We start from the raw sequence: 12,131 nt of genomic DNA, 5'->3' as shown, positions 1-12,131 counted from the left end.
CGTCACCCAGCCGCCGCTCCCCGCCGTCACCCAGCCGCCGCTCCCCGCCGTCACCCGGCCGCCGCTCCTCCGGTCATCCGGTCATCCGGCCGCCGCCCTCACACCCGCTCGATGATCGTCACATTGGCCTGTCCCCCGCCCTCGCACATCGTCTGGAGCCCGTACCGGCCGCCGGTGCGCTCCAGTTCGTGCAGGAGGGTGGTCATCAGGCGGACGCCGGTGGCGCCGAGGGGGTGGCCCAGGGCGATGGCGCCGCCGTTGACGTTGACCTTGTCGGGGTCGGCGCCGGTCTCCTTCAGCCAGGCCAGGACGACCGGGGCGAAGGCCTCGTTGATCTCGACGAGGTCGATGTCGTCGATGGACAGGCCGGTCTTCTTCAGGGCGTGCGCGGTGGCCGGTATGGGCGCGGTGAGCATGCGGATGGGGTCCTCGCCGCGCACCGAGAGATGGTGCACGCGCGCGCGGGGGGTGAGGTGGTGCTCGCGCACCGCACGTTCGGAGGCGAGGAGCATGGCCGCCGCGCCGTCGGAGACCTGGGAGGAGCAGGCGGCGGTGATGGTGCCGCCCTCCACGACCGGCTTGAGCGCGGCCATCTTCTCCAGCGAGGTGTCCCGGCGCGGGCCCTCGTCGGCCGTCACGTCGCCGTAGGGCACCAGTTCGCGGTCGAAGCGGCCCTCGTCGATGGCCCGTACCGCCCGCCAGTGGGAGCGCAGGGCGAACTCCTCCTGGTCGCGCCTGCTGATGCCCCACTTGGCGGCGATCATCTCGGCGCCGACGAACTGGTTCACCGGCTTGGTGCCGTACCGGGCCCGCCAGCCCTCGCTGCCCGCGAAGGGACCCTGGGTGAGGCCGAGGGGTTCGGCGGCCTGGCGGGTGGCGTAGGCGATCGGGATCATCGTCATGTTCTGCACGCCGCCGGCCACGACCAGGTCCTGGGTGCCGGAGAGCACGCCCTGTGCCGCGAAGTGCACGGCCTGCTGGGAGGAGCCGCATTGGCGGTCGACGGTCACGCCGGGGACCTCCTCGGGGAGTCCGGCGGCCAGCCAGCAGGTCCGCGCGATGTCCCCGGCCTGCGGTCCGACCGCGTCCAGGCAGCCGAGGACGACGTCCTCGACGGCCGCCGGGTCGATACCGGTGCGCGCCACCAGTTCGGTGAGCACGCGCGCGCCGAGGTCGGCCGGGTGCACCTGGCCGAGCCCTCCCCCGCGCCGCCCCACGGGCGTGCGGACCGCTTCGACGATGTAGGCCTCGGCCATGACAACTCCCAAGCTCGACTGGGTTATTCGCGTACGGCGATCCCGTCCAGCACCATCGACAGGTACTGCCGGGCGATCTCCTCGGGGCTGTGCTGTCCGCCGGGCCGGTACCAGGACGCGGCGACCCACACCGTGTCCCGCACGAACCGGTAGGTGAGCCGGACGTCGAGGTCGGCGCGGAACACCCGGTCCGCGACACCGCGCTCCAGCGTGGACAGCCACGCCTTCTCGAACCGCTGCTGTGACTCGGCGAGGAACGCGAACCGCTCCTGCGCCACGAGCTGCTTGCTCTCCTTCTGGTAGATCGCGACGGCGGCGCGGTGCCGGTCGATCTCCCGGAACGACTCGGTGACCAGTGCTTCGAGGGTTTCGCGCGGGCCGAGACCGGCGCTGAGGACGGTGTCGTAGCCGTCCCACAGCTCGTCGAGGAAGGTGCGCAGGATCTCCTCCAGCATCGACTCCTTGGAGTCGAAGTGGTAGTAGAGGCTGCCCGCGAGCATCCCCGCGTGGTCCGCGATGGTGCGTACGGTGGTGGCGTTGTAGCCCTGCTCGGCGAAGACCTCGGCGGCGGTGCCGAGGAGTTCACGGCGGCGCTCGGGCGCGGCGGTCACCTGGGGCTTCTTCTTGGTCGGCACGGTCCCATTCTCGTCCTACGGATGCTGGCCGCTGACGGAGACGACCTCGCCGGTGAGGTACGAGGAGTATCCGGACGCCAGGAACACGATCACGTTGGCCACCTCCCAGGGTTCGGCGTACCGCCCGAAGGCCTCCCGCGCGGTGAGTTCGGCGAGGAGTTCGGGCGAGGTGACCTTGGCGAGGTGGGGGTGCATGGCGAGGCTGGGGGCGACGGCGTTGACGCGGACCCCGTACTCGGCGGCTTCCAGGGCGGCGCAGCGGGTGAGGGCCATGACACCGGCTTTGGCGGCGGCGTAGTGGGCCTGTCCGGCCTGGGCGCGCCAGCCGAGGACGGAGGCGTTGTTGACGATGACTCCGCCGCTCTCGCGCATGCGGCGCAGGGCGGCGCGGGTGCAGCGGAAGGTGCCGCCCAGGGTGACGTCGAGGACGCGGGTCCACTGGTCGTCGGTCATGTCGACGAGGGGTGAGGTCCCGCCGAGCCCGGCGTTGTTGACGACGACGTCGAGGCGGCCGTGCTCGCGCAGGGCGGTGTCGAAGAGGGCGGTGACCTGGGTCTCGTCGGTGACGTCGCAGGGGACGGCGGTGACGGCGCCGGGGAACTCGCGGCCGAGTGCGGCCTCGTGCTCCTTCAGGCGCCGGGTGTGGGCGTCGCTGATCAGGACGCGGGCGCCCTCCTCCAGGAAGCGGCGCGCGGTGGCCCCGCCGATGCCCGCGCCCGCGGCCGCCGTGATGACGGCGGTGCGGCCCTTGAGCAGCCCGTGCCCGGGGACGTAGGCCGGGCTCTCGACGCCTGTCATAGGGGCACGCTAACCTACCAAACACTTGTTAGGGAAGCCGAGGGGAAGGAGCGGTGGCCGATGGATCTGTCGTTCTCCGGCGCCGAGTCGGCCCTGCGCGACGAGGCCCGCGCCTGGCTGCGCGCGCACGTGCCGGCCGAGCCGCTGCCGTCCCTGGAGACCGGGGAGGGCTTCGCCGCGCACCGCGCGTGGGAGGCCGAACTGGCCGCCGACGACTGGTCGGTGGTCAACTGGCCCGCCGAGTACGGCGGCCGGGACGCCTCGCTGGTCGGCTGGCTGCTGTTCGAGGAGGAGTACTACGCGGCCGGCGCGCCGGGGCGGGTGAGCCAGAACGGCATCCATCTGCTGGCACCGACCCTGTTCGACTTCGGCACGGCCGAACAGCGGGCCCGGGTCCTGCCGCCGATGGCCCGCGGCGAGGTGGTGTGGGCGCAGGCGTGGTCGGAGCCGGAGGCGGGCTCGGATCTCGCGTCGCTGCGCTCGCGGGCGGTCCGTACGGAGGGCGGCTGGCTGCTGTCCGGGCAGAAGACGTGGTCCTCGCGCGCCGCCTTCGCGGACCGCGCCTTCGGCCTGTTCCGCAGCGACATGGACGCGGAGGCGCCCCATCAGGGCCTGACGTACCTGATGTTCGACCTGCGCGCCCCCGGTGTCACGGTCCGCCCGATCCGGCGTATGGACGGCCGTCCGGCCTTCGCGGAGCTGTTCCTGGACGAGGTGTTCGTGCCGGACGAGGACGTGATCGGTGAGCCGGGCCGGGGCTGGCGGATCGCGATGTCCACGGCGGGCAACGAACGCGGGCTGATGCTGCGCTCCCCGGGCCGCTTCCTGGCCGCCGCCGACCGGCTGGCCGCGCTGTGGCGGGCGCGCGGCAGTCCGCAGTGGGCCCAGGACCGGGTGGCGGACGCCCTGATCGGCGCCCGCGCCTACCAGTTGTTCACCTTCGCCGCCGCCTCCCGCTTCCTCGACGGCGAGCGGATCGGCCCCGAGTCCAGCCTGAACAAGGTCTTCTGGTCGGAGTACGACATCGCGCTGCACGAGACGGCGCTCGATCTGCTGGGCGAGGAGGGCGAGTTGGCGGACACCGAGTGGGCCGAGCGGTATGTCTTCTCGCTCGCGGGACCGATCTACGCCGGGACGAACGAGATCCAGCGCGACATCATCGCCGAGCGCCTGCTGGGCCTGCCGAAGGGACGCCGGTGATGCGGTTCCTGCCCGACGCCGAACAGCGGGCGTTCGTCTCCTCCCTGGACGCGATGCTCTCCGCCGCCGACACCCCGGCGGCCGTACGGGAGTGGAGCCGGGGCGAGCATGCGCGCGGGCGTGCGCTGTGGGGCCGGATCGCCGCGGGCGGGGTGTTCGGGCTCGCGGCGCGGGAGGAGGACGGCGGGTTCGGGCTGCGGCCGGTCGAACTCGCCCTCGCCTTCGTGGCGTTGGGGCGGCACGCCGTCCCCGGCCCGCTGGTGGAGACAGTCACGGCCGCCGTGCTGCTCGCCGGGTCCGGGACGGTCAAGCGGCTGGTGTCCGGGGAGGCCATGGCGACGGTCGCGCACGGGGTGCCGTACGCGCTGGACGGGGACGCGGCGGAGATACGGCTCGTGCTCGCCGACGACGGACTGTTCCGCTCCGCGGGGCACGGGCCGGTACGGGCCTCGCTGGACCCGGCGCGCCGGCTGACCGCGCTGGAGCGGGGCGAGCTGCTCGACCCCCGTCCGCCTGCCGCGCGGGCCCTGGCCCTGGCCCGGCTCACCACCGCGGCCCAGGCGCTGGGCACCGGGTTGGCGCTGCTGGAGCGGACGGTCGCCCATGTCGGGCGGCGCACCCAGTTCGGTGTGCCCGTCGGCTCGTTCCAGGCCGTCAAGCACCGGCTGGCGGACGCGAAGACCGCCCTGGAGTTCGCCCGTCCCCTCGTCCTCGGCGCCGCGCTCACCCTCTCCCCCGCCGACATCGCCGCCGCCAAGGTCACGGCCTGCGAGGCGGCGTACGGCGCCGGGCGCGCGGCGCTGCAGTTGCACGGCGCGATCGGGTACACGGCCGAGTGCGAGGTGTCGCCGCTGCTAACGAAGGCCCGCGTCCTGCGCACCGCGTGGGGCAGCCCGCGCGAGTGCCGGGAGGCCGTGCTGCGAGGAGCGGGTTAGGCGCCGGCCGGGATGATGCCCTGCGCCCGCGCCGCCGCCAGCCACTTCGGGAACTCCCCGACCATGCGGTCGTACAGGTCGCGGTCGGACACCTTGCGCGGATCCTTCCCCGCGTGGAAGAAGCCCGCGTTGTCCACGCACCGCTTCTGCGGCACCGCCAACTCGTCCAGCTTGCGCAAGTAGTCGAACTGTTTGCTGTGCGGGTCCCCGAAGCCGATGAACTGCCAGAACAGCGGGAGCCGGGACGCCTTGCACAGGTACCGCTCGGCGGCGAGCTTGTTGATCGGGCCGCCGTCGGTCTGGAAGATCACCAGGGCGGGTGCCCGGGAGCCGCTGTCGAGGTAGTGGTCGATGACCGCGTCCATGGCCAGGTGGTAGCTGGTCTTGCCCATGTGCCCGAGCCCGGCCACGATCCGTTCGATTCGTCCCTGGTGATCGGCGAGGGCGATCTCGGTCTCGGCGTCGACGTCGGTGGAGAAGAACACCACCGGCACCCGGCCGTCGTCGTCGAGATGCGCGGACAGGCCGAGCACCCGGTCGGCGAGCGCCTGCACACTGCCGTCCTGGTAGTACGGCTTCATGGAGCCGGAGTAGTCGATCACCAGGTAGACCGCGGCGCGCAGCCCGTCCAGACCGTGCTTGGTGAGTGACACCCCGGCGCTCTTGTAGAGGCTGACCAGCGCGGGCGCGGTCTCCTCCACCTTGCGCAGACTGATGGCCGACATCCGCGATCCCCCTGGACTCGTTCGTCTGGCTGACGAGATTACGTCACACCCGACCCGCCTCTCCCGACTCTCACAGGTGTTCGATAGTTTTGACCGCCGCCGCCCCACCCGGCTGAGCGATTGTCCGCAAGCGTTTTCGAGGAGCCGCGTGGAACCCGAGTCCCACGTCACCACCTGCTACCGCCACCCCAAGGTGGAGACGTACGTCAGCTGTGTGCGCTGCGAGCGGTTCATCTGCCCCGACTGCATGCGCGAGGCGGCCGTGGGCCACCAGTGCGTGGAGTGCGTACGGGAGGGCGCGAAGTCCGTCCGGCAGGCGCGCACGGTGGTGGGCGGCCGGATCTCGCGCACGCCCGTGGTGACGTACGCGCTGATCGCGGTGAACGCGCTGGCGTATCTGGCGGAGATCGCACGGCCGTCGATCGTGGACCGGTTCGCCCTGGTCCCGGCGGGGATGGTGGGTCCGGACGGACTGCACTACGTGTACCAGTCGCCGGTACCGCTCGGCTTCGAGGCGGAGGGGCTGGTCGCCGGGGAGTGGGAGCGGTTGCTCACGAGCGCGTTCCTGCACCTGGAGCCGACAGAAGGAACGTTCGGCCTGGCGCACATCGTGATGAACATGCTCTCGCTGCTGATGCTCGGCCGGGCCGTGGAGCCGATGCTCGGGCGGGCCCGCTTCCTCGCCCTGTACCTGCTCGCGGCGCTCGGCGGCTCGGTCCTCGTGCTGCTGCTGGACGACCCCGGCGCCATCACGCTGGGCGCGTCCGGCGCGATCTTCGGCCTGGGTGCCGCGTACTACGTCGTGGCCCGGCGGGTGGGCGCCGACATGCGGGGCGTCAACCGGTTCATGGGGTTCCTGCTGCTGTGGCTGCTGCTGTCCGCGGGGCTGACCTCCTGGCAGGGGCACCTGGGCGGGCTGCTGACCGGCGGCGCGGTGGCGCTGGCGTACGCGTACGTGCCCCGGGGGCCGCGCCGGACGGCGATCCAGGCGGCGGTGTGCGCGGCGGTTCTGGCGGTGCTGGTGGTCCTGGCGGTGGCTCGGGTCGGAGGTCTGAAGTGAGAAGGCGCAACATCCTGGCGTTCGCCGCGCTGCCGGTCGTCATCACGGCCGGGGCGTACTTCATGTCCCCGTCCGACTCCGCGCAGAGCCCGGCGGCGCCGCCCGTCTCAGCCGCGCAGCAGGCCCGCGAGGACGCCAAGGAGCGGGCCGAGTCGGAGCGGGCCGCGGACGAGAAGACGATCAAGAACCTGCCGCCGGGTCTGGCCGACCCCGGGATGAAGGGCCTGGCCCTCAAGATCACGTCCTCGGCCGAGTTCTCCAGCCTCGACTGGAAGGTGGGGTACGCCAGCGTCGAGGACAACGACGACGGCTGCGGCTACACGGCCGGCGTGGCCGGGTTCTGCACCGCCACCAACGATCTGCTCGACCTGGTCGAGCGGTACACCGAGGAGTACCCGGACAACGGCCTGGCCCGCTACCTGCCCGCGCTGCGGGAGGTCAACGGCACGGACTCGCACGAGGGCCTGGACGGCTTCCCGGCCGCCTGGAAGGCGGAGGCCGAGAAGCCCGAGTTCCGCGAGACGCAGGACAAGGAGCGCGACCGCGTCTACTTCAACCCCGCGGTCCGCCTCGCCAAGCTGGACGGCCTCGGCACGCTGGGGCAGTTCATCTACTACGACGCGATGATCCTGCACGGCCCCGACCTCGGCCCGAACGGCTTCTACGGCCTGCGCGAACGCGCCCTGCACGAGGCCGAGCTGCCCTCCCGGGGCGGCTCGGAGAAGCTGTACCTCGACATCTTCCTGGACATCCGCGAACAGGCGATGAAACGCAAGAAGTCCACCGCCGACACCAGCCGCATCACCACGGCCCAGCGCCAGTGGCTCTACGACGGCAACTTCGCCCTGAAGACCCCCTTGAACTGGCGCATGTACGGCGAGCAGTACCACGTGCCCTAGGGTCTGCCGTCCGGGAGGAACTAGTCGGCGCCCCACTCCTCCCTCAGCACCTTCTCCGCCGGTTTGCCGTGCGGGGTGTACGCCAGGTGGCTCGGTGTCTCCGCGCTGTCCGGCCAGTCGTCCCACATCCACCAGTGGACGCCGGCCCACCAGTCCTGGCCGGTGAAGGTGGTCAGCAGGGCGCGGTAGGCGGCGGACTGTTCGGCGGGGTCCGGACGGCGGCTCACCGTCCAGTCGTAGGGGGCCGTCGTCGTGCCGCGCTGGCTGACGTAACCGGCCTCGGTGAACAGGATGCGGCGGCCCTGCTCGCGGGAGTACGCGGCCAGGCGGGCGCTGATCGGCTGCCACGCCCGGCGCAGGGCTTCGGCGGAGTGCGTGGGGCGCTCGGACAGCGGCCAGTAGGCGTCGATGCCGATGAGGTCCAGCTCGCGCCAGAAACCGATGCGCCGGTACTCGTCGTAGTTGGCGGCGTAGGTGAGGGTCCCGTCGTAGCGGGCGCGGACCGCCTCGATGACCTCCGTCCAGGCGGCGCGGTCCCCGCAGACCCCCGCGAGTTCCGTGCCGACGGCGAACTGCTCCGCCCCCGTCGCCGCGGCCAGGCCCGCGTAGTGGGTGATGAAACGGCGGTACGAGGCGAACCAGGCGTCCCGGTCGCGGGGGCGGATCCGGGCGCGGTCGATGTCGCCCGGCAGGTCCACATGCGGCTTGATCATCACTTTCAGCCCGTGGGCGTGCGCGCGCCGCACGATCCGTCTCAGCCCCGCGTCGCTCGCCGTCTCCCGCGTGCGCCGTATCTCCGTGTCCCCCGGGCGCCGCTGGTACCAGGTCGGGGTGAAGGTGACCCAGCGCGCGCCCGTGGCCCTGATGTCCCGCAGGAAGCGGTCGGCGCTCGGGCTGTCGTAGTCGGTGCGGTACCACGAGGGCAGGGTGATCCCCCGGTTCACTGGCGCCTCCTCGCGCTGCGGCGTACAGCCGCCGACGGCGAGGAGGGCCGCCGCCAGCACGGCGACGGCCCCCCTCCTCACTGCCTCCTCACAGGCTCAGTGCCTCCTCACACACTCGCGGGGCTGACGAAGGTGTAGCCGAGCGCCTTGATGCCCTCGACCGTCTCGCGCAGCGGCTCGACCGGGAAGTACGGGTGGTAGAAGAAGCTGGCGAACCCGTCCCGTACCGCCAGGTTGGCGCGGGCCGAGGCGATCAGATCGGCCGGCAGCCGCGGGGGATGATTGTTGTACGCCTCCGGCTCGTAATTCCCGATGTTTTCGGGAATCACCTTCGTCCCGTACACATCACGCACCACGTACGGGAAGAACTGCCCGATGAAACGGTTCGGATCCGACGCCGCCCCGCTCAGGGTTCCGGCAAAATAAAGCGACCGTTCGAGCCGGGCGGAATAGTTCGAACTGAATACCTGGTAATCCGTGGCGGACCCCGCGTAGTGCGGAGTGGTCCACAGATCCGGCCGCTCCAGCCCCGCCGCCGCGAACTCGGCGAGCGCGCTGTCCACCCGTCCCTGCGCGAAGGCCGCGGAGTCGCCGGGCACCGGCCCGTCGTAGATCACGCTGTCCGCGGCGTCCACATGGGCGGTGTAGAACTCGAAGTCGTCGCCGCTGACCCCGTTGTAGGGGTTGGCCGCGTTGCCGAACTGGTGCGTGTAGCCGTGGTTCATCAGCACCGCGCCCCGGTCCAGCATGTACTCCAGCGTCTCGACCAGCTCGGGCCGGTCGGTGAGCTTCACCGTCTCCGGAACGCCGTTGTTGTAGGTGCCGTTGGGGTCGCTGTAGACGGGGATCACGTTGATGCCGTACGGGATCTGCTCCTCGTACAGGTAGTCCGCGATGTCCCGCAGCTCGGACGGTTCGGAGTTGGGGCTGATGTCCTCCAGCCGCACGATCGCCCGGTGCCGTTCGGCGGTGTCCGGGGCGAGCGCGTCGAAGAGCAGGTCCTCGAAGACGATGACCCGGTCGCTCTCGGAGACGTAGGAGAAGGGGATCTCCCCGATGTAGGTGAGGTTGGACGAGCGGACCGCCCAGCCGAAGGTGTGCCCGTTGGACGAGTCCAGGCCCTCGGCGACCCGGGTGACCTGCGGATACCCGGCGCCGGTCAGCACATTGGGGCGCAGCACCCCGCCGTCCTGCCCGGCCGGCACCTTCCGGGTGAGCGTCTGCCCCTTGTACGTCACCTGGGTGACGGTGCCGACGGAGCCGCCGTCCTCGTAGTAGGACGACGTCGGGTCCCAGCCGTACTTCTGGCCGAACGGGGCCACACCCACGGCGTTCGCCATGTTCCAGATGTTGGCGCCCATCCAGGTCACGGGCTTGGTGGTGGTGAACGCGTCCTGGTAGAAGGCGGCCGGGACCGCGTCCGGGACGTCGCAGCAGTAGTAGGTGGACCCGATGTAGACGGTGGCCGTGTGGGCGTCGACCATCCCGGCGGTGTACTGCCAGACCGGCTTGGCGGTCACGCTGCCGAAGTGGCCCGCCAGGTTGGCCGTGGCCATGGCGTACAGCTCGCCGAGGTGGCCGTAGGGGCCCGCGGTGTCGTAGAGGACGAGGGTGGACGGCTCGGCGGCGGGGCCGACGGCGGCCGGGGCCGCGAGTGCCGCCTGGCGCCGTACCGCCGTGGCGAGCGCGGAGGCGGTGGTGGTGGCGGTCGCCGGGGTGACGACCCCCCTGGCCCCGGCCCTGTCGGCGGCTTTGCCCTTGCCCTTGCCGCGCGCCCGGTCGTGGCGCGCCCGGTCGGCCTTGAGCTGCTGCTTCGCCCAGCCCTTGAGGTCGACCCGGTTGACCCCGGACCTCGGGCCGGGCGACTCGCCGTGCCCGCGCTCCGGTTTGCCGGCCGCCTGGGCTCCGGCGGCCAGGAATGTGCCGCTGAACAGTGCGGCGAGGAGTAAGAAGACGACGGAAAGCCTGGAGAATCTCCGTCTCCGAGGCCGGATGTGTAGTTGCACGTTCGTTCCCCCCACTTTGCCAAGCTTTTGGCAAAGAGATTTTCCGGCAGGAAGTCACCGATTGTTCTCGGCGATCGAGAAGGGTGTCAATGGGCACCGTCCGTTTGTCAAATCCTCTTCTGGGGTGCCCCGCGGTTCTGCTACCTTCCTCTTCGCGCGATGGGGACGCGCTGTGAAATGTGGGGGGAAAATGTACGGACGACCAGCTCTGGGGGCACTGCTGCCCTTGGCCGGAGCCATGGCCGCGCCGGAGGCGATTCCGGGCCTGCCATTGGCCAAAGCTCTTCAGGCGACGGCGGGAGCCGGATTCCTGCTCTACTGCCTGACCGCCTGTCTGATACTCACAGCCCGGACGCACCTGCGCAGACAGACCACAAAAGCGCAGGTCAGCGCCGGGAGTAAACATGATCACTGAGCTGTTGCTGTGGTCCTCGGTCAGCCTGATCGTGCTGGCCGGCTGCTACAACACAAGCCTTTTCCTGCTCTCCCGGCGCAGAATTCGCCGGATCCGCACCGAGCGGAGAGAGCGTTTCTATGTATTCCTGCTCGCCTGTCTGAACGAGGAGCGAGTCCTTTCCGAAAGCCTGGCGCGTATCACCTCGCTGCCCGCCGGGAATTTCATGGCGCTGGTCATCGACGACGGCTCCGACGACCGCACCGCCGAGATCGCGCTGGCCGCCGACCCCGACCGGGTCCGGCTGCACCGGCGCACTCCCCCGAACGCGCGCCGGGGCAAGGGCGCCGCGCTCAACGACGGAGTGCGCCATCTCAGGGAGTCGGGGCTGCTGGCCGGCCGCGACCCCGCCGACATCGTCCTGTGTGTGGTGGACGCCGACGGGCGCCTCGATCCGCACATCGTGCAGTCGGTCGACCCCTACTTCGACGACCCGGACACGGGGGCCGTGCAGGTCTGCGTCCGGATGTACAACCGCGGCCAGGGGCTGCTCGCCCGGATGCAGGACATGGAGTTCGTCGTCTACGGCGATGTCTTCCAGAGCGCCCGTCGCTTCATCGGCAGTGTCGGCATGGGCGGCAACGGTCAGTTCATGCGGCTGTCCGCGCTCGACACCCTGGACGGGGACGGCCCGTGGAGCGACAGCCTCACCGAGGACCTCGACCTCGGGGTCCGGCTGATCGCCAAGGGCTGGACCAACCAGCACTGCACCACCGCCTCGGTCTCCCAGCAGGCCGTGCTCAGCCTGCGCCGCCTGATCCGGCAGCGCTCGCGCTGGTTCCAGGGCCATCTGCAGTCGGCCAACCTCGTCCCGCTCATCCTGCGGGACGTGCCCACCCGCCCCGCGCTGGATCTCCTCTACCACCTGTCCAGCCCGGTGCTGATCCTGCTCACCTCGCTGCTCCCGCTGTCCTTCCTCGTGGCCCTCGGCGCGACCGCCGTGGCCTCGGTGCAGGCGGGCGAGCCGCTGGTGTCGCCGATGTGGCTGCTCGGCCCGTACCTGCTGTCCTTCACCGCCGCCTACGCCTACGGCTTCGTCTACTCCCGGCGTGAGCGCGACCTCGGGCTGGTCCGCTCGGTGCTCCTCGCCCATGTCTTCGTCTTCTACGGCTACATCTGGTTCGCCGCCGGCTGGTGGGGCTTCTGGCGGATGCTCACCGGCAAACGGACCTGGCTGAAGACCGCGCGCACCTGACCTGACCGCCCACCCCGCCGACTT

At 71.0% G+C, this 12,131-nt stretch carries 11 protein-coding genes; 5 read left to right on the top strand and 6 right to left on the bottom strand.

The features are described 5' to 3' along the window. Positions 1–98 precede the first annotated feature (98 nt). From ACZ7L7_RS11795 to ACZ7L7_RS11785, 3 genes are read right to left on the bottom strand one after another with little or no spacing between them, the layout of a single operon-like run. The gene (locus tag ACZ7L7_RS11795; RefSeq protein ID WP_472075682.1) at positions 99–1,256 is read right to left on the bottom strand and encodes an acetyl-CoA C-acetyltransferase; all 1,158 of its coding nucleotides are present in this window, start codon (positions 1,254–1,256) and stop codon (positions 99–101) included. A gap of 23 nt (positions 1,257–1,279) precedes the next feature. Continuing rightward, positions 1,280–1,891 (bottom strand): TetR/AcrR family transcriptional regulator, encoded by a 612-nt coding sequence (locus ACZ7L7_RS11790; protein ID WP_471428239.1) that lies wholly within the window; start codon positions 1,889–1,891, stop codon positions 1,280–1,282. A gap of 15 nt (positions 1,892–1,906) precedes the next feature. Further along, positions 1,907–2,689, bottom strand: coding sequence for an SDR family oxidoreductase (locus ACZ7L7_RS11785; protein ID WP_285513192.1), 783 nt, complete (start codon positions 2,687–2,689; stop codon positions 1,907–1,909). 60 nt (positions 2,690–2,749) lie between these two features. On the opposite strand from ACZ7L7_RS11785, the gene ACZ7L7_RS11780 reads away from it, so the two are divergent. Both ACZ7L7_RS11780 and ACZ7L7_RS11775 read left to right on the top strand, forming a co-directional pair. Further along, entirely contained in the window at positions 2,750–3,889 is a 1,140-nt protein-coding gene (locus ACZ7L7_RS11780; RefSeq protein ID WP_285513191.1) for an acyl-CoA dehydrogenase family protein, read from the top strand. Next, complete coding sequence (locus tag ACZ7L7_RS11775) at positions 3,889–4,824, top strand: acyl-CoA dehydrogenase family protein (RefSeq protein ID WP_471592324.1); 936 nt, start codon at positions 3,889–3,891, stop codon at positions 4,822–4,824. The genes ACZ7L7_RS11780 and ACZ7L7_RS11775 overlap by 1 nt, the downstream gene beginning before the upstream one ends. Here ACZ7L7_RS11775 and ACZ7L7_RS11770 read toward each other — a convergent pair. Further along, positions 4,821–5,549, bottom strand: coding sequence for a vWA domain-containing protein (locus ACZ7L7_RS11770; protein WP_285513189.1), 729 nt, complete (start codon positions 5,547–5,549; stop codon positions 4,821–4,823). The genes ACZ7L7_RS11775 and ACZ7L7_RS11770 overlap by 4 nt on opposite strands. 148 nt (positions 5,550–5,697) lie before the next feature. Between ACZ7L7_RS11770 and ACZ7L7_RS11765 the strand changes: the two genes are divergently transcribed. After that, positions 5,698–6,609 (top strand): rhomboid family intramembrane serine protease, encoded by a 912-nt coding sequence (locus ACZ7L7_RS11765; RefSeq protein ID WP_285513188.1) that lies wholly within the window; start codon positions 5,698–5,700, stop codon positions 6,607–6,609. Then, positions 6,606–7,508 carry a chitosanase gene (locus ACZ7L7_RS11760; RefSeq protein WP_471428234.1) on the top strand — a complete coding sequence of 301 codons (903 nt, stop codon included), beginning with the start codon at positions 6,606–6,608 and terminating at the stop codon, positions 7,506–7,508. Before ACZ7L7_RS11765 ends, ACZ7L7_RS11760 begins: the two co-directional genes overlap by 4 nt. Before the next feature lie 20 nt (positions 7,509–7,528). Here the strand turns inward: ACZ7L7_RS11760 and ACZ7L7_RS11755 are convergent, their stop codons facing one another. Both ACZ7L7_RS11755 and ACZ7L7_RS11750 read right to left on the bottom strand, forming a co-directional pair. Next, complete coding sequence (locus ACZ7L7_RS11755) at positions 7,529–8,533, bottom strand: glycoside hydrolase family 113 (RefSeq protein WP_285513186.1); 1,005 nt, start codon at positions 8,531–8,533, stop codon at positions 7,529–7,531. Positions 8,534–8,559: 26 nt separating this feature from the next. Continuing rightward, positions 8,560–10,458 (bottom strand): DUF2334 domain-containing protein, encoded by a 1,899-nt coding sequence (locus ACZ7L7_RS11750; RefSeq protein WP_471592322.1) that lies wholly within the window; start codon positions 10,456–10,458, stop codon positions 8,560–8,562. 404 nt (positions 10,459–10,862) lie between these two features. Between ACZ7L7_RS11750 and ACZ7L7_RS11745 the strand changes: the two genes are divergently transcribed. Beyond that, positions 10,863–12,107: a glycosyltransferase family 2 protein gene (locus ACZ7L7_RS11745; RefSeq protein WP_471592321.1), complete on the top strand. Its 1,245-nt coding sequence runs from the start codon at positions 10,863–10,865 to the stop codon at positions 12,105–12,107. Positions 12,108–12,131 lie beyond the last annotated feature (24 nt).

This window comes from Streptomyces sp. NPDC110618 (assembly GCF_055657065.1).
This window is presented reverse-complemented; position numbering and strand designations above follow the sequence as displayed.